Source organism: Xenophilus sp. (assembly GCF_044462705.1).
In the GTDB taxonomy this organism is placed as follows: domain Bacteria; phylum Pseudomonadota; class Gammaproteobacteria; order Burkholderiales; family Burkholderiaceae_C; genus Xenophilus; species Xenophilus azovorans.
Map to the genome: position 1 here is coordinate 32,876 of NZ_JBIQNC010000003.1, position 20,518 is coordinate 53,393.

Sequence of the window (20,518 nt, forward strand, 5' to 3'; positions counted from 1 at the left end):
GGCGGGCCTGTCTGATTGAACCAAGCGAGCCAGAAATGAGCATCTACGTCATCGACGACCACCCCCTCATGCGTGACGCCATCGTCATGGTCCTGCGCCGGCTGCGTCCGGCCGAGAACATCGTGGAGATGGAGCGCCTGGACAAGCTGGAATCCAGCGTCAAGCAGCATGGCGAGCCCAAGCTGTTCTGCCTCGACCTGAAGCTGCCCGACGTGACGGGCGTGTCCGGCGTCATCGCGCTGAAGAAGGGCTGGCCCGAGGTGCCCATCGCCGTGTATTCCGCCTCGCCCTCCGCCGACATGGAGGAGGCCTGCATCGAGGCCGGCGCCGACATCTACATCGAGAAGTCAGCCGGCTCGGGCGAGCTGGCCGCCGCGCTCAAGGGTCTGCTGCAGGCCGACGCCGACGGCGAGGAGCCGGCGCCCGCCAGCCCCGGCAAGCTGTCCAAGCGGCAGACGCAGCTCATCGCCATGCTCGACCAGGGCATGAGCAACCGCGACATCGCTGCACAGCTGGACATCAGCGAGCACACCGTCAAGGTGCACCTGTGGCGCCTGTTCCGCCGGCTGGGCGTCAAGAGCCGCACGCAGGCGCTGCACCACGCGCGCAGCCACGGCCTTCTCTCCCCGAATAGTTGACCACCCCCAGGCTTCGCGGACTTCGTTCCGCTTCGCCCCCCTGCAAGGGGGCTGAGCCCGTACACAAAAGGTCCAGTGGACCTTTTGTGACTGGCGAAGAGCCGGGCCACTGGCCCGGCGCGGCCTGCAAGGCCTCCCCTACGGTCGGGCAGAGCCCGTTCCGTGGGTGTTCCTGCATGGCCTGCTCCGCGGCCTTTTGATGGTGTCGGTACCGTCTTAGCCGACGGCGCCGGAGATGCGGGTCTGCGCCTGCGCCTCGTCGGCGTCGTGCAGCAGCACGCGGAACACGCTGCCCTTGCCCAGGCGCGAGCGCACGCTGACGGGGTGGCCCAGGGCGTGCGACAGGCGCGCCACGATCGCCAGGCCGAGGCCGAAGCCGTCCGAGGTGCCGGCATGGTCGGCCACCTTGTAGAACTCCAGGAACACGTCGCGCAGGTGCTCGCGCGCGATGCCGATGCCCGTGTCCCAGATCTCCACCCGCAGGCCGGCGTGGGTCTGGCGGGTGCACAGCAGCACCCCGCCCTCGGCCGTGTACTTGATGGCATTGGACAGCAGGTTGCCCAGCATGCGCCGGATGCGGATCGGGTCCGTGAGCACCGAGCCGGGCGTCACGTGGACCTTGAAGCGCAGGCCCTTGGCCTCGGCCACCGGGCGGTACTGCAGCTCCAGGTCGTGCAGCAGCTGCGCCACGTCGACGCGCTCGATGTGCAGCCGCACCTGGCCCGAGTCGATGCGCGCCAGGTCGAACAGCGAGTCGAACAGCGCGTTGACCGCGTGGGTGGCGCGCACGATCTTCGGCGCGATCTCCTGCACCAGCTCCGGCTCGTTGCGCAGCCAGTCGGCGTACAGCGACAGCGCCAGCACCGGCTGGCGCATGTCGTGCGCCGCGCTGGCCAGGAAGCGGTTCTTCATCGCCACCGCCGACACCGCCGCCTGGCGCTGCTGCGTGAGCGAGTTGATGAGGATGTGGTTGTGGAACAGCAGCTCGAAGCTGTTGCGCGCGGTCTCGTGGATGCGCCGCCCGGCGCGCAGCAGCAGCCACCAGTGGAACATCGGCAGCAGCAGGAAGCCGTAGTTGAAGTGCAGTTGCGCGAAGTCGAGCTGCACCAGCCGCAGGAACACCGAAACCATCATCGCCGCGAACAGCGTGTTGACATAGCGCTTGAGCAGCGGCGGATGCAGCGCCAGGCTGTTGAGCGGGAAGGTGGCGGCGCCGGCCACGATCAGCCAGCTCATGAACTGGTTCATCAGCGGCACGCGCTCGAAGAACAGCAGCACCGACACGCCCCAGGTGAAGGCGCTGGCGCTCCACAGGTGCCGGTAGCGGTGGATGAAGCTCTCCTGCGCGCTCGCGTCGCGGCCGGCGTAGCGCCGCGTGTAGACCCGCTCGAAGACCATGCGGCCGATGGTGATCGCGGCGCCCAGCGCCAGCCACAGCATCAGCTGCCACATGGGCACGTGGCCCCATGCCAGCCCGACCACTGCCGGCATCAGCGCGGCAGAGAAGATGTAGCTGCCGCGCGAGGCCCGCATCAGGCTGCGGATGAGCTCGCCACGCACCCACGGCTCGGCCTCGTCGGCCGAGGCCGGCGCCGGCGCCAGGTTCGCGAAGGACGAAGTCCCCAGGTTGCCGAACGACGTGTACCCCTTCATGGCCCGTCCTCCTGCTTCACGTGTTTGCCTCATCCGAAATAAGCCCCTCGGTCAACCGCTTCGCGCTTGCCCGATCCCGGAGGGGATGCTTCTTGTCCTAGGGCGGCCCGGCGACGAAAAAGACCCCTCGGTCAACCGCTTCGCGCTTGCCCGATCCCCCGAGGGGATGCTTTTTGTCTTGGGGCGGCCCGGCGACAAAAAAAGACCCCTCCGAGGGGGCCCCTGGCCGGCGTCATGCACGCCGGCATGTGTGTCTGGTGAAGCCGCCGGGACCGCGGGGCCCTGCCGGGCCTCGCGCGTCACCCTGCTTCGCATCGTCGGCCGAGTCTACCAAGGCCCGGACGGCGGCCGCGGCTTTCAGGCGGCAAGGAGTTGCCTGAGCACGAAGGGAAGGATCCCGCCGTGCCGGTAGTACTCCACCTCGATCGGCGTGTCGATGCGCAGGCGCACGGCCAGTTCCTGGCGGCTGCCGTCGGCGCGGTGGATGACCAGCCTGACGTCGTCGCGCTGCGGCCTGAGCTCGCCGTCGATCACCACGTCGATCCGCTCGTCGCCCACGAGGTTCAGGCCTTGCCACGAGTCGGCGCCTAGGAACTGCAGCGGCAGCACGCCCATGCCGACCAGGTTGGCGCGGTGGATGCGCTCGAAGCTGCGCGCCACCACCGCCTTGATGCCCAGCAGCTGCGTGCCCTTGGCCGCCCAGTCGCGGCTGGAGCCGGTGCCGTACTCCTCACCGGCGAAGATCACCGTGGGCGTGCCCTGGGCGATGTACTTCATCGCGGCGTCGTAGATGAACATCTTTTCGCCGCCGGGCTGGAACAGCGTGACGCCGCCCTCCTCGCGCGAGCCGTCCGGCCCGGCCGGGATCATCAGGTTCTTGATGCGCACGTTGGCGAAGGTGCCGCGCATCATCACCTCGTGGTTGCCGCGGCGCGAGCCGTAGCTGTTGAAGTCGACCTTGCCCACGCCGTGGGCCTTGAGCCACTGGCCCGCGGGCGAGCTCTCCTTGATGGCGCCGGCCGGCGAGATGTGGTCGGTGGTGATCGAGTCGCCGAACAGCGCCATGACGCGCGCGCCGGTGAAGCCCGGGCTTGTCGCCTGCGGCTGCATGCCGAAGCCCTCGAAGAAGGGCGGCTCGGCGATGTAGGTGGAGCGCGGCCAGTTGTACACGTCGCCGGTCACGCCGCGGATGCTGCTCCACAGCTTGCCGGGGTTGTCCTTGATCTGCTCGTAGTTCCGGCGGAAGGCCGGGGCGTTCATCGCGAAGCCCAGCAGGTCGGCGATCTCCTGCGCGCTCGGCCAGATGTCGCCCAGGTAGACGTCCTTGCCGCCATGGCCCTGGCCGACCGGCTGCGTCATCAGATCGACCATCACGTTGCCGGCGATGGCGTAGGCGACCACCAGCGGCGGCGAGGCCAGGAAGTTGGCCTTGAGGTTCGGATGGATACGCGCCTCGAAGTTGCGGTTGCCCGAGAGCACGGCGGCGCAGACGAGGTCGTTCTTCGTGATCACCTCGTTGATCTCGGGCGCCAGGTCGCCGGCGTTGCCGATGCAGGTGGTGCAGCCGTAGCCCGCCAGGTAGAAGCCCAGCTTCTCCAGGTAGGGCAGCAGCTTCGTCTTCTCCAGGTACTCGGTGACGATGCGCGAGCCCGGCGCCAGCGAGGTCTTCACGTGCGGCTTGACGGTCAGGCCCGCCTCCACCGCCTTCTTCGCCAGCAGGCCCGCGGCCAGCAGCACGCTGGGGTTGGAGGTGTTGGTGCAGGAGGTGATGGCGGCGATCAGCACGTCGCCGTTGCCCAGCGAGAAGGGCTCGGGCGCGCCGCTGGCCGCCCGGGCGGCCGCCTCGTCGCGCAGCGGCCGGTTGGCCACCATCTCCACCTGCTCGCGCGGGGCGCCCGCCGGAAAGGGCGCCGGCGCCGCCAGCGGCTCGACCTCGCCGGAGCCCACCGGCAGGCGCATCCCCAGCCGTCCGGCCGGCTGGTTGAAGCCGTTGGCCTCCACCGGCTTGCTGTACAGCTCGGCGAAGCGGGCGGCGAGGTCGCCCAGGTTGATGCGGTCCTGCGGACGCTTGGGGCCGGCGAGGCTGGGCGTGACGGTGCCCAGGTCGAGCCGGACGATCTTGGTGTAGTCCAGCTCGCCGGGCGCCGGCATGCCGAACAGGCCCTGCGCCTTGTAGTACGCCTCGAAGCGTTCGATCTCCGCCTCGGTACGGCCGGTGCCGCGGAAGTAGTCGATGGTCTTCCCGTCCACCGGGAAGAAGCCCATGGTCGCGCCGTACTCGGGCGCCATGTTGCCGATGGTGGCGCGGTCGGGCACGGGGATGGAGGCGGCGCCGGGCCCGAAGAACTCGACGAACTTGCCCACCACCTTCTCCTGCCGCAGGATCTGCGTGACGTAGAGCACCAGGTCGGTGGCGGTGACGCCCTCGCGCAACTGGCCGGTCAGCTCGAAGCCCACCACGTCGGGCGTGAGGAAGTACACCGGCTGGCCGAGCATGGCGGCCTCGGCCTCGATGCCGCCGACGCCCCAGCCCACCACGCCCACGCCGTTGATCATGGTGGTGTGGCTGTCGGTGCCCACCAGCGAGTCGGGGTACCAGGTGGGCACGTCGGCCTTGTCGTCGGCCGACTTGTAGACGCCGCGCGCCAGGTATTCGAGGTTGACCTGGTGCACGATGCCGAAGCCCGGCGGCGTGACGCCGAAGGTGTCGAAGGCCTGCATGCCCCACTTCATGAACTGGTAGCGCTCGTTGTTGCGCTGGAATTCCAGCTTCATGTTCAGGTCCAGCGCCTGGGGCGTGCCGTAGTGGTCGACCATCACCGAGTGGTCCACCACCAGGTCCACCGGCACCAGCGGCTCCACCGTCTTGGGCGACTTGCCCAGCCGCGCGGCCACGCTGCGCATGGCGGCCAGGTCGGCCAGCAGCGGCACGCCGGTGAAGTCCTGCAGCACCACCCGCGTGACGACGAAGGGGATCTCGTCCACCCGCTCGGCGTTGGGCTGCCAGTTGGCGACCTGCTCCACGTGCTCGGCCGTCACCTTCTGCCCGTCGCAGTTGCGCAGCACCGACTCCAGCACGATGCGGATGGACACCGGCAGCTTCTCGACGTTGGGGTATTTCTTGGCCAGCGCCTTGAGCGACCAGTACCGGCCGGCCTGGCCCGATGCGGTCTTGAAGGTCTTGAGGGCGGATGCAAACGCGTGGGCTTGAGCCATGGGGCGCTCCTTGCAGGTGTGTTCGTTCGGGTGAGCCCATCGAAGATAGCAGGCTTCGATGACCCGCGCGGTAGGCCCAGGGCGCACCCGGCCGGCGCGAATTGCTACTTTTCCGATAGCAGGCGAGGCGGCCGGCTCAGCGCCGCGGCGGCGCGGTGCTGCCCCGGTGGACGATCTCGATGGGGAAGGACTGGAACAGCGCGTGCTCCTGCCCGTCCAGCCGCGCGATGAGCTGGGCCGCCGCCGCATGGCCGATCTGCGTGATCGGCGTGCTGATGCTGGTCAGCCCGGGCGTCTGCGTGGCGCCCAGGTCGGTGTTGTCGACGCCGGTGATGGACATGTCCTCGGGGATGCGCACGCCCGCCTTGCGGCAGGCCATCATGGCGCCGACGGCGAACACGTCGTTGGTGGCGACCACGGCGGTGGGCGGCCGCTCCTGCGCCAGGATGCGCGCCATGCCCTCCTCGGCCGCGCCCAGCGCGATGGGCGCGTACTGCACGCAGCGCTCGTCCAGCAGCAGGCCGGCCTCGGCCAGCGCCTCGCGCACGCCGGCGCCGCGCGTGCGGGCCCGGTCGTTGCCCTCCACCGGCGCGCTCAGCAGGCCGATGCGCCGGTGCCCCAGCCCGATCAGGTGGCGGGTGATCTCGCGCGTGGCCGCCTGGTTGTCGAAGCCGATGCTGGGATGGCGCCGCGCCGGGTCGGTGCCCCAGGTCAGCACATAGGGGCGGCCGTAGTCCTCCAGCAGGGCGAACAGGGCCGGGTCGTGGTCGATGCCGACGAAGACGAAGGCGTCCACGCCGCGCTGGGCGAGCTGCGCGGCGATGCGCGCCTCGACGGCCAGGTCGTAGTGGTGCTCGGCCAGCACCAGCGCGTAGCCGCGCGCGTCCAGCCGCTGCTGCAGCGCGCTGGTGGTGCGGGCGTACAGCGCGTAGTCGAACGAGGGCACCACGGCACCCACCATGCGGCTGCGCTGGCTGCGCAGCGAGCGGGCGGTGGCGTGCGGCACGTAGCGCAGCTTCTCCACCGCCTCCATCACGCGGCGCAGCGTCTGCGGGTCGAGCTGTTCGGGGGTGTTGAGGGCGCGCGAGACGGTGGCCGTGGAGACGCCGGCCAGTTGCGCGACGTCCTTGGCGCCGGCCCGGGCGCGCGCCTCGCGCAGGACGGGGACGGCGGGCGGGCGCGAAGGGCTCGGCATGGCCGCATTGTAGGGAGCGGCTTGCCTGCAATCGATTTCTCACCGCCATCAGAAACCAGGGAAATCCCCGAGATTTTCCCTGTGACGAAATCCCGATTCTGTCGCAACATCGGGTTCTGTAATCGATTACATGACCGCTGCGCCGCAGCCCCCGCAGGAGACATGCCGTGAACGATCGCCTCCCCTCCACCGATCCCTCTTCCGCCGCCCGGCGCCGACTGCTGCGGCAGGGCGCCGCGCTGGGCGCCGCGGGGCTGGCCGCCCCCTGGCTGGCCGGCGCCGCCCACGCGCAGGAGGCCGACCTCGCCCCCTACCGCAGCGCGAAGATCAACTGGCGGCAGGTCGAGGGCGAGTCCATCGCGGTGGCCGTCATCCCGGCCAGCTACTTCGACCACCTGGGCACGCTGCTGCCGCAGTTCGAGGCGCTGACGGGCATCAAGGTGCGCATCGAGAAGGTGCCGCCCGGCCAGATCCGCCAGAAGGCGACGCTGGACCTGTCCTCGCGCACCGGCACCTACGGCACGCACGCGGCCGACCCGATGTACTACCCGCTGTACGTCGCCAACAAGTGGGTCGATCCGCTGGACAGGTACCTCGACGACGCCAGCCTGACCGACCCGGCCTGGTTCCGCTACGACGACATCCTGAAGGCCTGGCGCGACGCCGACTCGATCGGCGGCAAGCCCTACGGCATCCCCTACGACGGCGAGGTCACGGTGCAGGTCTACCGCAAGGACCTGTACGACGCCAAGGGACTGAAGCCCGCCGCCACGCTCGACGAGCTGGTGGCCAACGCCAAGGCGCTGCACGACCCGGCCAACCGCCTGTACGGGCTGGCGCTGCGCGGCTTCGCCGGCGCGGGGCAGAACATGTACATCTACCCCTCGCTGCTCAAGGGCTTCGGCGGCGGCTGGTTCCGGGGCAAGGACGTGGTCGTCAACTCGCCCGAGGCGGTGCAGGCGCTGGAGTGGTACGTGAACACGCTCAGCCAGTACGCGCCGCCCGCGGTGCGCAACTGGAACTGGCCGGACATCGCCGACGCCTTCTCGCAGGGCACGCTGGGCTGCTACATCGATGCCCATTCCTCGGCCGCCGTCATCACCAACCCCGAGAAGTCGAAGGTGGCCGGCAAGATCGGCTACGCGCGCTGGCCCAAGGGCCCCCGGGACAAGTGCGTCACCTCGATCTGGAACTGGGGCTTCCCGATCAACGCCGCCCTGCCGGAGAAGGCCAAGAAGGCGACCTGGCTGTTCATCATCTGGGCCACCTCGGCCGAGACGCAGGCGCGCACCTCGTGGAAGTCCGCCGGAGCGGCGAAGCGCTCGGGCATCAACCGGCTGTCGCTGTGGAAGTCGCCCGAGTTCGCCGATGCCATGAAGGGCGCGGGCGACAACTTCATCCAGGCCGCGCTCGACTCGCTGGAGCAGGACACCGACGTCGAGTGGCGCCCACGCGTGCCGCAGTGGCCGGCCATCGGCGAGACCCTGGCCACCGGCATCCAGGCGGCGCTGGTCGGGCAGAAGAAGCCCAAGGCGGCGCTGGACGAGGCGCAGGCGCGCATCGCGCAGCTCATGAAGGGCTGAGCGCGTGCGCCCTGCCCTGACGCTGGCGGCGCAGGAGCGCCGCTTCGCCCTCGCGCTGCTGGCGCCGGCGCTGCTGGCGCTGCTGCTGGTGACCACCGTGCCGCTGGTCTACCTGGCATGGAACAGCCTGAACCGCATCGACCTGGGCATGCCCTGGATGTCGGGCTTCGCCGGGCTGGACAACTACGCCCAGATGGGCAGCGACCCGCGCTTCTGGAATTCGCTGTGGCTCACGCTGGTCTACACCGCCAGCACGGTGGTGCTGCAGGTGCTGATCGGGCTGGGCCTGGCGCTCCTGGTGCTGCAGATCCCGAAGGGCCAGGGCGTGCTGCGCGTGGGCGCCATCCTGCCGATCGTGCTGGCGCCGGTGGTGGTGGGCCTGTTCTGGCGCACGCTGGTGCTGGCGCCCGACGTGGGGCTGGTGGACGTGGCCACGCGCGCGCTCGGCCTGGGCAGCCACAACTGGCTGGGCGACCCGCAACTGGCGCTGATCTCGGTGATCGCCATCCACACCTGGCAGTGGACGCCCTTCGCCTTCCTGGTGCTGCTGGCCACGCTCTCGACGCTGCCCGGCGACATCTACGAGGCGGCGCGGCTGGACCGCGCGGGCGCCTGGCAGCGCTTCCGCCACATCACGCTGCCGCTGATCCGCCCGGCGGTGGTGATGGTGGTGATCCTGCGGACGATGACCGCGCTGTCGGCCTTCGCGGCCATCTTCGCGGCCACCGGCGGCGGGCCGGGCTCGGCCACCGAGATCCTGAACCTGTACGCCTACCGCACCTCCTTCACCGAGCTGAACATCGGCTACGGCTCCTCGCTGGCGATGGTGCTGCTGGGCATCACGATGGCCGTGTCCTGGCTGATGTTCCGGCTGCGAAAGGCCCGGTCATGAACGGCCGCAACAAGGCGCTGCGCCATGCCGCGCTGTGGGCCGTCGCACTGCTCCTGCTGGCCGTGTGGGCCTTCCCCGTGCTGTGGGGGCTGCTCACCTCCTTCAAGACCGAGCGCGACGTGCTCGCCTACCCGCCGAAGGTCTTCTTCACGCCCACGCTGGACAACTACCGCGAGGTGATCTCCGGCGGCTCGTCGATCCTGCCCAACCTGTGGTCCAGCCTCGTGGTCTCGGGCTGGGCCACCTTCCTGACCATGCTGTTCGCCGTGCCGGCCGCCTACGCGCTGGCGCGGTTGCGCTACCCGGGCAAGCGCGCCTCGGGCTTCTACGTGCTGGCCACGCAGATGCTGCCGCCGGTGGGTCTCATCATCCCCTTCTACCTGGTGCTGCAGAAGATCGGCGGACTCGACAGCTACAGCGGCCTGACGGCCATCTACCTCACCTTCTCGCTGCCCTTCGCGGTGTGGCTGATGGTCTCGTACTTCGAGGACATCCCCTACGAGATGGAAGAGGCCGCGCTGCTCGACCGCGCCGGCCGGCTGCGCACGCTGTGGTACGTGATCCTGCCGCAGGTGCGCGGCGGCATCGCGGTGACGACGATCTTCGTGTTCCTCAACGCCTGGAACGAGTTCCTCTTCGCCGTCGTGCTCGGCGGCAACAAGGTGCGGCCCGTCACCGTGGCCATGTACAACTTCATTTCGCTGGAGCAGACGCAGTGGGCGCGGCTGGCCGCCGGGGCCATGCTGGCCATGGCGCCGGTCATCCTGATCGGCCTGTTCGCCCAGCGCCACATCGTCAAGGGGCTCACCGTGGGCGCCGTCAAGGGAGGGGGTCGTCGATGAGCCGATACGGAAGCGTCCGCATGGAGGGCGTGGTCAAGCGCCACGGCAGCTTCACCGCGCTGCACGGCATGGACCTGAGCATCCGGCCGGGCGAGTTCTTCGCGCTGCTGGGGCCCTCGGGCTCGGGCAAGACCACCACGCTGCGCATCCTCGCCGGGCTGGAGGAGGTGAACGAGGGCCGCGTCTGGCTCGACGACGCCGACGTGACGCACCAGGAGCCCGGCGAGCGCGACGTGGCGATGGTCTTCCAGAGCTATGCGCTGTACCCGCACATGACGGTGGCCGAGAACATCGCCTTCCCGCTGAAGATGATCGGCACGCCCCGCGCCGAAATCGATGCGGCGGTGAAGGAAGCGGCCGCCAAGGTGAACATCGCGCACCTGCTGGAACGCAAGCCCGGCCAGCTCTCGGGCGGCCAGCAGCAGCGCTGCGCCCTGGCCCGCGCCATCGTGCGCAAGCCGCGCCTGTTCCTGCTGGACGAGCCGCTGTCCAACCTCGACGCCAAGCTGCGCATCGAGACCCGCGCCGAGCTGCGCCGCCTGCAGCGCGCGCTGGGCGTGACGGCGGTGTACGTCACGCACGACCAGGAGGAGGCCATGACCATCGCCGACCGCGTGGCGGTGTTCATGGAAGGCCGGCTGGTGCAGACCGGCACGCCCAAGGACATCTTCATGAAGCCGGCGACCGTGGCCGTGGCCGGCTTCATCGGCACGCCGCCGATGAACCTGCTGGACGCCACCGTCTCCGGCGGCCAGGTGCACGTGAACGGCACCCCCGTCGCACCCGCCGCGGTGCGCGAGGGCGAGGTCGTGCTCGGCGTGCGCCCCGGCGACCTGCGCCTCGCGCCCGCCGGCCTGCCGGCCCGCGTGGATTTCGTGGAGGACCTGGGCGACAGCCTGGTGGTCCACCTCGACGCCGGCGGGCAGCGGGCCAAGCTCAAGACCGAGCCCAACGGCGCCGCACCGGCGGAAGGCCAGCCGGTGCACCTGGCCTTCGCCCCCGAGTCCGCCCACCTGTTCGACCGCGCCAGCGGAGAAAGACTATGACTTCAGCCAAGAAACCGAACGTCGTCCTGATCCTGAACGACGACATGGGCTTTTCCGACATCGGCTGCTACGGCGGCGAGGTCGACACGCCCCACCTCGACCGGCTGGCCGCCGGCGGCCTGCGCTTCTCGCAGTTCTACAACACGGCGCGCTGCAGCCCCTCGCGCGCCTCGCTGCTGACCGGCCTGCACCCGCACCAGACGGGCATCGGCATCCTGACCTACGACTTCGGCCCCGAAGGCTACGCCGGCAACCTCAACCACCGCTGCGTGACCATCCCCGAGGCGCTGAAGGCCAGCGGCTACCGTGCCTACATGAGCGGCAAGTGGCACGTGGCCGGCAACCTCACCGAGCCGACCGACGCCTGGCCGATGCAGCGCGGCTTCGACGCCTTCTTCGGCACCATCATCGGCGCCGGCAGCTTCTACGACCCCAACACGCTCACCCGCGGCAACGAGAACGTGGAGCACGAGGCCTCGGCCGACGACGGCTGGTTCTACACCGACGCCATCAGCGACGACGCGGCCGACACCATCCGCCGCCATGCGAAGGAGCATGCCGGCACGCCCTTCTTCCAGTACGTGGCCTACACCGCGCCGCACTGGCCGCTGCACGCGCACGAGGAGGACATCGCGAAATACAAGGGCCGCTTCGACGCCGGCTGGGACGCGCTGCGCGAAGAGCGCCTGAAGAAGCTGGTGGACAGCGGCATCCTGCGCGACATCTGGCAACTGACCGAGCGCGACCCGACGCAGCCGCCCTGGACCGAAGCCGAGCACAAGGCCTGGCTGCTGCGCTGCATGGAGGTCTACGCGGCGCAGATCGACCGCATGGACCAGGGCATCGGCCGCATCCTGAAGGCGCTGGAGGACACGGGCCAGATGGAGAACACGCTGGTCATCTTCCTGGCCGACAACGGCGCCTGCGCCGAGGACATCCCCGAGCACGTGACGGTGGACGAGCTGGTGCACAAGCTGCGCATCGCCAAGGCCACCACGCGCAAGGGCGAGCCGGTGCACTTCGGCAACAACCCCGACCTGATGCCGGGCCCCGAGAACACCTACCAGAGCTACGGCACCGCCTGGGCCAACCTCTCGAACGCGCCCTTCCGGCTGTACAAGCACTGGATCCACGAGGGCGGCATCTCCACGCCGCTGATCATGCACTGGCCCGCCGGCATCGCGCAGCGCGGCGAGGTGCGCCACACGCCGGGCTACCTGCCCGACATCATGGCCACCCTGCTGGACGTGACGGCCACGTCCTACCCCGCCCGGCACCAGGGTCGCACGGTCGAGCCGCTGGAAGGCCACAGCCTGCGCCCGGCCTTCGCGCAGGACCTGCCCGAGCGCCCACCCATGTTCTGGGAGCACGAGGGCAACGCCGCCGTGCGCATCGGCAAGTGGAAGCTGGTGCGCAAGTACCCGCAGGACTGGGAGCTGTACGACATGGAGGCCGACCGCACCGAGCTGCACGACCTGGCGGCGCAGCATCCCGCGCGCGTGGCCGACATGAAGGCGCAGTACGAGGCCTGGGCGAAACGCTGCGGCGTGATCCCGCGCGAGAAGATCCTGCAGCTCATGAAGGAGCAGCAGACGCCGCCCGCCTTCTGGGAGGAAGAGATCGTGGAGGAAGCCCGGCGGGGCTGAGCCGCGATGCACGAGGCCGCGCCGCCGCAGCGCAAGGCGTGCTGCTCGCCCACGCGGCCGGCCGATGCCGCCGCCATGCCGGCCGCCGCGCCTGTCGACATGCGGCGCACGCCTGGCGCAGCGCTGCACTGGATCGCCCTGCCGGGCGGCAGCTTCACCATGGGCACCGACGACCGCGACGGCTTCGCGGCCGACGGCGAGGGGCCGGCGCGGCGCGTGAGCCTGCCGCCCTTCCGCGTCGCGCCGACGACGGTGACGAACCGCGCCTTCGCCGAGTTCGTGCGCGCCACGCGCTACGTCACCGAGGCCGAGCGCATCGGCCACTCCTACGTCTTCGCACACCAACTGCCGCCCGCGCTGCGGCAGGCCGCTGCGCCCGCCCCGGGCCTGCCCTGGTGGCGCGCGGTCGAGCATGCGTGCTGGCAGCGCCCCGAAGGCCCGGGCTCGCACGTCCATGCGCGCCCCGGCCATCCGGTGGTCCACGTGTCATGGAACGATGCCCGGGCCTACTGCGCCTGGGCCGGCGCGCGCCTGCCCAGCGAGGCCGAGTGGGAATACGCCGCCCGCGGCGGGCTCGAAGGCCGGCGCCTGGCCTGGGGCGACGCGCTGATGCCGGACGGCGAGCGCCGCTGCAACACCTGGCAGGGCGACGCCTTCCCCGATGCGCCGGCGCCGGGCTGGCAGCCCGGCCCGGTGCCGGCCGACGCCTTCGCCCCCAACGGCTTCGGCCTGTTCAACGTGTGCGGCAACGTGTGGGAGTGGTGTGCGGACGCCTTCCACCCCGACTACCACCGCGCCACGCCGCACGAGTCGCCGCTGGACACGCGCGAGAGCGGCCAGCGCTCGATGCGCGGCGGCTCCTTCCTGTGCCACGACAGCTACTGCAACCGCTACCGCGTTGCCGCGCGCAGCTCGAACGCGCCGCACAGCAGCAGCAGCAACATCGGCTTCAGGCTGGCGGCCGACGCGGGCTGAGCGGCGCGCCGCGGCTCAACGCCGCTCGGCCTTCTCCTGGCACGGCAGGCAGCGCGCCGCGGCAGGCTGGGCCGACAGCCGCGCGAAGCCGATGTCGACGCCGCAGTCGATGCATTCGCCATAGCTGCCGTCGTCCATGCGCGCCAGTGCGGCGCGCACGGCCACCAGCTCGTCGTGGTCGCGGCTGGCCTCGGCCTCGCCGACGTCCTCGCGTTCGCGGCGCTCGGCCACCTCGGCCTGGTCGATGACCTCGTGGCCGGCCTCCTGGGCAGCGATGTCGAGCCGGTCGCGCTGGAACTGGCCGAGTTCGCGCAGCAGTTCGGCCTGGCGCTGCGCCAGCCGGGCGCGAAGCTGCTGCCGTTGGGGTTCGTCGAGTGCGGTCATGGAAGGAGGCCTCTGGTGAGATGGTGTCCAGGCCGCCGGCTCGGGGTGCCGGGGCGCGATGCATGCCTCCAGCATGCCAGCGCAGGTTCGCCTCAGGCTTGAGGCAAGTCAAGCGCCGCCCAGCGCCGGGCCAGCGCGGCTGCGTCCCACGGTACATCGGTGGGCACGTCGATGGTGACGGGCAGCTCGTCGGCGCCGGGCGGCTCGGCCCAGCCGCCCTGGCGGGCCAGCACCTGCAGGCCGGCCTCGGAGGGGTCGGCGCCCAGCGCCTGCCGGCGGGCGACGCGCTCGCGCAGCGCGCGCTCGTCCGCATGGCAATGCAGGATGGCGAAGGGCGCGTGCCGTTCGCGGGCCAGCGTGCGGAAGCGTTCGCGTTCGGCGCGGCGCAGGAAGGCGGCATCGACGATGACCGCATAGCCGGCCCGCAGCGCCACGTCGGCCAGCGCGTGCAGGCGGTCGAAGGTGCGCGCGGTCGCCTCGGCGGTGTAGATGTCCAGGCCGGCGTCGGCGGAGCGCTGCAGCGGCGCCAGGCCCGCCAGGCGCTTGCGCTCCACGTCCGAGCGCAGGCGCACGGCGCCGGCCGCCTCCAGCAGCGCGGCGGCCACGGTGGACTTGCCCGAGCCCGACAGGCCGTGCGTCACGAGCAGCCGCGGCCGGCAGCCGTCCGGCGCGGCCAGGGCTTCGGCGCAGGCCAGGTAGGCCGGTCGGGCCGGCGGCAGCGGCGCGCTGCCCGCCTCGCGCAGGCGGGCCGCCAGCTCGCGCACGCCGGCGCGGTAGGCCTCGTAGGCGCGCAGCACCGGCAGGCCGCCGTGGTCGCCCGCGGCTTCGAGGTAGCGGTCGAGGAAGCGCCAGGCCAGCCCGGGCCGTCCGTGGGCCTTCAGGTCCATGGTCAGGAAGCCCAGGTCCGCCAGGGTGTCGATCCAGCGCAGGCCGGGGTCGAACTCGATGCAGTCGAAGGCGGTCAGCCCGTCGGCCAGGCGCACCAGGTTGGCCAGGTGCAGGTCGCCGTGGCCTTCGCGCACATGGCCGCCGGCCAGGCGCGCGGCCCATGCCTGTTCGAGCGCGGAGCGGGCGTGCCCGAAGGCAGTGCGCAGACGCGCCAGCCGCTGCGCCGCGTCCGCATCCCCGGCCAGCAGCGGCGCCAGCCGCTCGATCACGTCCGCCATCGCCGCGCCCACGCGCTGCGGCGTGCCGAAGCCCTGCGCCGCAGCGGCCACCGGCGCCCCGGCATGGAAGCGCGCCAGGCGCAGGGCGAAGACGTCGAGCTCCTGCGCGGTGAGCGCGCCCCGGCGCAGCAGCGCGTCCGCCTCCTGGCCGGTGGCGAAGCGCTGCATCCGCAGCACCCAGTCGATGGCCTCGCCGGGCGCCTCGCCGGGCCGGCCGATGCGCGGCGCTTCGGGCGTGCCGAGCACGGGCCGCACGTCCAGGTACAAGCTCGGCGCAAGGCGCCGGTTCAGGCGCAGTTCTTCCTCGCAGAAGCGGCGGCGCGCGTCCAGGGCCGAGAAGTCGGCGAAGGGCAGGCGCACCGGCTTCTTGAGCTTGTACGCGGCATCGCGCGCCAGCAGCAGGCGGGAGATGTGCGTCTCCACGGCGTCCACGGGCGCGCCGGTCTGCCGCGCCAGGTGCGCGCGCAGGGCCTGTGCCAGGCGCGCGGACGCGGCGTCGCTCATCCGTGCCTCGCGCCCGGCGCGGCGTTCACTCCGCCGCCTGCCGCAGCGTGGCCACCACCGGCCGGCGCAGCACCTCGCGCAGGCCCCACCACCCGGCCGCCAGCGCCAGCAGCGCGCCGGCCGCACCGCCGGCCAGCGGCACCAGGGGCGAGGCGGTCCAGCTGAACTCGAACACCCAGCGCGCAAGGCCCCAGCCGATGACCGAGGCGACGATGCTCGCCAGCAGCCCGGCCAGCAGCCCCACGCCGGCCAGTTCGGCGCGCTGCACCTGGCGCAGCAGCGCGGCGCGGGCGCCGACGGCACGCATCACGGCGAACTCCCTGGCGCGCTCCTCGCGGGTGGCGGTGACGGCGGCGAACAGCACCACCAGTCCCGCCGCCAGCGTGAAGCCGAAGAGGAACTCCACCGCGCGGATCACCTGGTCGAGCACGCGCTGCACCTGGGCGATGGTGGCGCTCATGTCCACATTGGTGACGTTGGGAAACTGGCGCACCAGCGCGTTGTCGAAGCCCTGGCGCTCCGGCGCGCGGAAGGCGCCCATGAAGGTGACGGGCACCTCGGCCGGCATGGCGGCCACCGGGTACATGACGAAGAAGTTGGCGTGCATCGAGCCCCAGTCCACCTTGCGGGTGGAGGTGATGCGCGCCTCGCTGGGGATGCCGCCGATGTCGAAGCTCAGCGTGTCGCCCATCTTCAGGCCCAGCGTCTCCATCAGGCCCTCCTCCACGCTCACGCTGCCGGCCTCGCCGCTCGTCCAGGCGCCCTGCTCGATCTCGTTGTGCGGCGGCTTGTCGGCCGCGTTGCTGAGGTTGAACTCCCGGTCCACCAGGCGCTTGGCGCGGTCGTCGGCGTAGTCGTCGGGCGAGACGGGCCTGCCGTTGATGGCGACCAGCCGGCCGCGGAACATCGGATACCAGTCGTAGCGGCCCACGCCGGCGCCGTTCAGCGCCGTGCGGAAGGCCTCCTCCTGGTCGGGCATCACGTTGATGACGAAGCGGTTGGGCGCATCCGGCGGCGTGGCGCGCCGCCAGCTCGCCACCAGGTCGGTGCGCAGCAGCACCAGCAGCACCAGCGCCAGCAGGCCCACCGCCAGGCTGCTGACCTGCACCACCGCATAGGCCGGCCGCGCCGAGATCTGCCGCGTCGCCAGCACCAGCCAGCGCGGCGCCGTGGCCTCGTTGACCAGCCGGCGCAGCAGCTTCACCGCCACCCACGCCAGCAAGGCGAAGAGCAGCACCGCGCCGGCGAAGCCGCCCACCGCGATGCCGCCGAGCTTCACGTCGCTGCTGGCCGCCAGCAGCAGGGCCGCGAAGCCCAGCGTGCCCACGCCCAGCACCGCCGCCGAGGCCGGCCGCAGGCCGCCGACGTCGCGCCGGATCACGCGCAGGGGCGGCACCCGGGCCAGTTGCAGCACCGGCGGCAGGCCGAAGGCGAAGAGCAGCGTCAGCCCGACGCCGATGCCGAAGGCGGCCGGCCACAGCGTGGGCGCGGGCAGCGCCGTCTCGACCAGCCCGGCCAGCAGCAGCACGAAGAGGTGGTGCACGCCCCAGCCCACGAACACGCCGAGCAGGCTGGCCGCCAGGCCGACCAGCGCGAACTCCACGATGTAAGCGGTGGCGATGGCGCGCTGGCTCTCGCCCAGCACGCGCAGCATGGCGCAGTCGTCCAGGTGGCGGGCCGCGAAGCCGCGCGCCGCCAGCGCCACCGCCACGGCCGAAAGCAGCGCCGCCAGCAGCGCGACGAGGTTGAGGAACTTGCTCGCGCGGTCCAGCGTCTGGCGCATCTCGGGGCGGCCGCTTTCGAAGGACTCCAGCCGCGCGCCGCGCAGCTCGCCCTTCTTGATGACGGCGTCCAGCTCGTCGGAGAACGCCTTCACCGCCCTGGCGCCGCCGGCGACGGCGAAGCGGTAGGTGATGCGGCTGGCCGGCTGCACGAGGCCGGTGCGCGGCACGTCGGCCTGGTTGACCATGACGCGCGGCGCGAAGCTCATGAAGCCGGCGCCGCGGTCGGGCTCGATCACGATCACGCGCGAGATCGCCAGGCCCGCATCGCCCAGCAGCAGCGTGTCGCCCACCTTGAGATCGAGCGCGGCGAGCAGCCCGGCGTCGACCCACACCTGACCGGGCGCGGGCACCTCGCGCGTGGTCTCACCCGCGCCGTCGGCCGTGGCCGCCACCTGCAGGCTGCCGCGCAGCGGGTAGCCCGGCGCCACCGCCTTGAAGGCCACCAGCCGGCTGGCGCCGCCCTGCGCGTCGGGTGCACGCGCCATGGTCGGGAAGGTGTAGGTCATCGCGCCGTCCAGCCCCAGCGCCGCGGCGCGCTGCGCGAAGGCCGGCGGCGTCGGGTTGTCCGTCACCAGCACCGCGTCGCCGCCGAGCAGCTGGCGCGCGTCGCGCTGCAGGCCGCCCTGGAGCCGGTCGGCGAAGAAGCCCACGGCCGTGAGCGCGGCCACGGCCAGCAGCACGGCGACGATCAACAGGCGCAGTTCGCCGGCGCGCAGGTCGCGGCGAAGGGTGCGCCAGCCCAGGCGGATGGCGGCGTTCATGGGGAGCGACGATAGCCCAAGGGCGGGTCGCCCCTGGGCGCCGCGGGTCATCGCGGCCGCAGGCGCCTACTTCGCCTTCGTCATCCAGTCCGACAGCTCGTCGGCGTGCTCCTGCTCCTGTTCGAGGATCTGCTCGATCAGCCGCCGGGTGGTGGGGTCCTTGCCGCCGATCAGCTCGATCATCTGCGTGTAGGCCTCGATGGCGACGCGTTCGGCCACCAGGTTGGCGCGGATCATCGCGTGCAGGTCCAGCGCCTCGTCGTAGTCGGCGTGGCTGCGGCGGGTGAGGCTGTCGGGGTTCAGGTCGGGCTCTCCGCCCAGCTGGACGATGCGCTGCGCGATCTTGTCGGCATGGGCCTGCTCCTCGGTGGCGTGCACCAGGAACTCTTCCGCGATCGCCGGGGACTCGAGCCCGGTAGCCGTGAAGTGGTGGCGCTTGTAGCGCAGCACGCAGACCAGCTCGGTGGCCAGCGCGTCGTTGAGCAACTGGACGATGTCCTCCCGCCAGCGGCCCAGGTCGGGCGTGACGGCGCCCTGGTCGAGGCTCTGCTTGGCGGCATCCAGCCTCGCCTGGTCGAGCACCAGCTTGCCGGGCTTGGACGAAGACGCATTCGAACTCATGGGAGCTTCCTTTTCTCGTGGGGATGGCCGGCGCCGGCGGGGCCGCCGCGCACCGGTATCGCCCACGGTAGCCCCGGCAGGGCACGGTGTCTGCGAGACACGTCCGACAAGCGCGCTCGGACGGCACGCCGCCCGCGGCGGCTAGGAGCCCGAGGACGCGGGCGCCGCGTACAGCACGCCGCGCGGCGCGCGGCACAGCCCCCAGAGCGTCAGGCCGCACAGCTCGGCCATGCGCACGCCCATGGCCGTGGGCGCCGAGATGGTCGCCATCGCCGCGATGCCGACGCGGGCGCACTTGCGCACCAGTTCGTGGCTGCCGCGGCTGGTCATCAGCACGAAGCCGGGCTCGCCCTGGCGCCCGGCGCGCGCCAGGCGGCCGATGAGCTTGTCCAGCGCGTTGTGGCGGCCCACGTCCTCCAGCACCTCGGCGAGCGCACCGTCGGCGCTCGCCCAGGCGGCGGCGTGGATGGCGCCGGCCTCGGCGTTGAGCGCCTGGCGCGGCGCGAGCTGGGCGAAGGCGTGCAGCACCGTGGGCAGGTCCACGCGGCCGATCCACGCCGGCGCCGGGCGCCGCGGCAGGTCCAGGTCCAGCCCGGCGAAGCTCTCGACGCCGCACACCCCGCAGCCGGTGCGGCCCGCCAGGCTACGGCGCCGGTCCTTCAGCCGCTCGAAGGCGCGCGTGGCCACCTCCAGCTGCACCTCGACCGCATCCACGCCGGGCGGCAGGCCGGCCTCGGCCGCGGCGAGCGCGCGCACCTCGATGCCGTAGCACTGCGCCGCATCGTCGAGGATGCCCTCACTGAGCGCGAAGCCCAGCGCGAAGTCCTCCAGGTCGCGCGGCGTCGCCATCATCACGGCGTGCGCGATGCCGTTGAAGACCAGCGACACCGGCACCTCGGCCGCCAGCACGTCCTGGCGCGCCTGCTGCCGCACGGCCGCGCCCTCGACGGTGGCGACCTGCACCGGCAGATGCGCGAGCGCGGGCAGGGCGTCGGCTTCGGAGACGGCAGGGGTGGAGGTGGAGGCGTTCATGCGGTCGATGGCAGGCAGGCTTCATTACACCCCGAATGGACGCGCGGCGCGCGCGGGGGGCACACTGCACCCTCTTCCCTCCCCTCGCCCCAGGAGACCCCCATGAAGATCAGCGCACGCAACGTCCTGCCCGGCACCGTCGTCTCCATCGTCCGCGGCCCGGTCTCCACCGAAGTCACGCTGGAGATCGCGCCGGGCGTGCAGATCACCTCCACCATCACCAGCAACTCGGCCCAGGCGCTGGGCCTCAAGGAGGGCGCGAAGGCCTATGGCGTGATCAAGGCCTCCAGCGTGATGATCGGCGTCGACGACTGAGGGCCGAGGCGCCGGCCGGACCGGACCGCATTCAGTCCGGCATCAGCTCGGCGCGATGCGCCAGCACCGCCTCGCGCACGATCGGCTTGAGCTCGCCGGCCGCGCCGCCTTCCAGCAGCGCCAGGAATTCGCGCCGCATGCGCGGCTCCCAGAACTTGCGCAAGTGGTCGGCGATGTCGGCCAGCGCCGCGGCGCGGTCGGGCTGCGACTCGAAGAAGTCGCCGATGCGGTTGGCCATGCGGACCAGGTTGCCGGCATCCATCGT

General features: G+C 71.6%; 17 protein-coding genes. 8 read left to right on the top strand and 9 right to left on the bottom strand.

Annotated features, from left to right (window positions below):
- Positions 1-35 precede the first annotated feature (35 nt).
- Entirely contained in the window at positions 36-638 is a 603-nt protein-coding gene (locus tag ACIY1X_RS01280) for a LuxR C-terminal-related transcriptional regulator (protein ID WP_038210118.1), read from the top strand.
- Positions 639-854: 216 nt separating this feature from the next.
- Here ACIY1X_RS01280 and ACIY1X_RS01285 read toward each other — a convergent pair whose 3' ends face one another.
- From ACIY1X_RS01285 to ACIY1X_RS01295, 3 genes are all read right to left on the bottom strand, one after another.
- The gene (locus ACIY1X_RS01285; protein WP_399677425.1) at positions 855-2,291 is read right to left on the bottom strand and encodes a sensor histidine kinase; all 1,437 of its coding nucleotides are present in this window, start codon (positions 2,289-2,291) and stop codon (positions 855-857) included.
- 357 nt (positions 2,292-2,648) lie between these two features.
- Positions 2,649-5,507: an aconitate hydratase gene (locus tag ACIY1X_RS01290; protein WP_038210120.1), complete on the bottom strand. Its 2,859-nt coding sequence runs from the start codon at positions 5,505-5,507 to the stop codon at positions 2,649-2,651.
- 136 nt (positions 5,508-5,643) lie between these two features.
- Positions 5,644-6,702, bottom strand: coding sequence for a LacI family DNA-binding transcriptional regulator (locus tag ACIY1X_RS01295; protein WP_399677428.1), 1,059 nt, complete (start codon positions 6,700-6,702; stop codon positions 5,644-5,646).
- Positions 6,703-6,869: 167 nt separating this feature from the next.
- Here ACIY1X_RS01295 and ACIY1X_RS01300 point away from each other — a divergent pair, with 167 nt between their 5' ends.
- From ACIY1X_RS01300 to ACIY1X_RS01325, 6 genes are read left to right on the top strand one after another with little or no spacing between them, the layout of a single operon-like run.
- On the top strand, positions 6,870-8,285 hold the full coding sequence (locus ACIY1X_RS01300; protein WP_399677429.1) for an ABC transporter substrate-binding protein: 1,416 nt from the start codon (positions 6,870-6,872) through the stop codon (positions 8,283-8,285).
- 4 nt (positions 8,286-8,289) lie between these two features.
- Positions 8,290-9,177, top strand: coding sequence for a carbohydrate ABC transporter permease (locus ACIY1X_RS01305; protein ID WP_399677431.1), 888 nt, complete (start codon positions 8,290-8,292; stop codon positions 9,175-9,177).
- Entirely contained in the window at positions 9,174-10,019 is an 846-nt protein-coding gene (locus ACIY1X_RS01310; RefSeq protein ID WP_399677433.1) for a carbohydrate ABC transporter permease, read from the top strand. Before ACIY1X_RS01305 ends, ACIY1X_RS01310 begins: the two co-directional genes overlap by 4 nt.
- Positions 10,016-11,065 carry an ABC transporter ATP-binding protein gene (locus ACIY1X_RS01315; RefSeq protein WP_399677435.1) on the top strand — a complete coding sequence of 350 codons (1,050 nt, stop codon included), beginning with the start codon at positions 10,016-10,018 and terminating at the stop codon, positions 11,063-11,065. The genes ACIY1X_RS01310 and ACIY1X_RS01315 overlap by 4 nt, the downstream gene beginning before the upstream one ends.
- Entirely contained in the window at positions 11,062-12,711 is a 1,650-nt protein-coding gene (locus tag ACIY1X_RS01320; protein ID WP_399677437.1) for an arylsulfatase, read from the top strand. Before ACIY1X_RS01315 ends, ACIY1X_RS01320 begins: the two co-directional genes overlap by 4 nt.
- A 6-nt stretch (positions 12,712-12,717) precedes the next feature.
- Positions 12,718-13,686 (top strand): formylglycine-generating enzyme family protein, encoded by a 969-nt coding sequence (locus ACIY1X_RS01325; protein WP_399677438.1) that lies wholly within the window; start codon positions 12,718-12,720, stop codon positions 13,684-13,686.
- Positions 13,687-13,701: 15 nt separating this feature from the next.
- Here the strand turns inward: ACIY1X_RS01325 and ACIY1X_RS01330 are convergent, their stop codons facing one another.
- The 5 genes from ACIY1X_RS01330 to fdhD all read right to left on the bottom strand — a co-directional run bounded on the left by ACIY1X_RS01330 (position 13,702) and on the right by fdhD (position 19,938).
- Positions 13,702-14,070 (bottom strand): TraR/DksA family transcriptional regulator, encoded by a 369-nt coding sequence (locus tag ACIY1X_RS01330; RefSeq protein ID WP_399677440.1) that lies wholly within the window; start codon positions 14,068-14,070, stop codon positions 13,702-13,704.
- Between the two features lie 92 nt (positions 14,071-14,162).
- Positions 14,163-15,740, bottom strand: a complete 1,578-nt coding sequence (locus ACIY1X_RS01335) for an AAA family ATPase (protein WP_399677442.1) — start codon at positions 15,738-15,740, stop codon at positions 14,163-14,165.
- Between the two features lie 25 nt (positions 15,741-15,765).
- On the bottom strand, positions 15,766-18,285 hold the full coding sequence (locus tag ACIY1X_RS01340) for an ABC transporter permease (protein WP_399677444.1): 2,520 nt from the start codon (positions 18,283-18,285) through the stop codon (positions 15,766-15,768).
- Positions 18,286-18,351: 66 nt separating this feature from the next.
- Positions 18,352-18,906 carry a ferritin-like domain-containing protein gene (locus ACIY1X_RS01345; RefSeq protein ID WP_399677446.1) on the bottom strand — a complete coding sequence of 185 codons (555 nt, stop codon included), beginning with the start codon at positions 18,904-18,906 and terminating at the stop codon, positions 18,352-18,354.
- A gap of 141 nt (positions 18,907-19,047) precedes the next feature.
- Positions 19,048-19,938 (bottom strand): formate dehydrogenase accessory sulfurtransferase FdhD, encoded by an 891-nt coding sequence (gene fdhD / locus ACIY1X_RS01350; RefSeq protein ID WP_399677448.1) that lies wholly within the window; start codon positions 19,936-19,938, stop codon positions 19,048-19,050.
- Positions 19,939-20,040: 102 nt separating this feature from the next.
- On the opposite strand from fdhD, the gene ACIY1X_RS01355 reads away from it, so the two are divergent.
- On the top strand, positions 20,041-20,253 hold the full coding sequence (locus ACIY1X_RS01355) for a molybdopterin-binding protein (RefSeq protein WP_038210146.1): 213 nt from the start codon (positions 20,041-20,043) through the stop codon (positions 20,251-20,253).
- 31 nt (positions 20,254-20,284) lie between these two features.
- On the opposite strand, the gene ACIY1X_RS01360 is transcribed toward ACIY1X_RS01355, so the two are convergent.
- Positions 20,285-20,515, bottom strand: a complete 231-nt coding sequence (locus tag ACIY1X_RS01360) for a formate dehydrogenase subunit delta (protein ID WP_399677450.1) — start codon at positions 20,513-20,515, stop codon at positions 20,285-20,287.
- Positions 20,516-20,518: the final 3 nt, after the last annotated feature.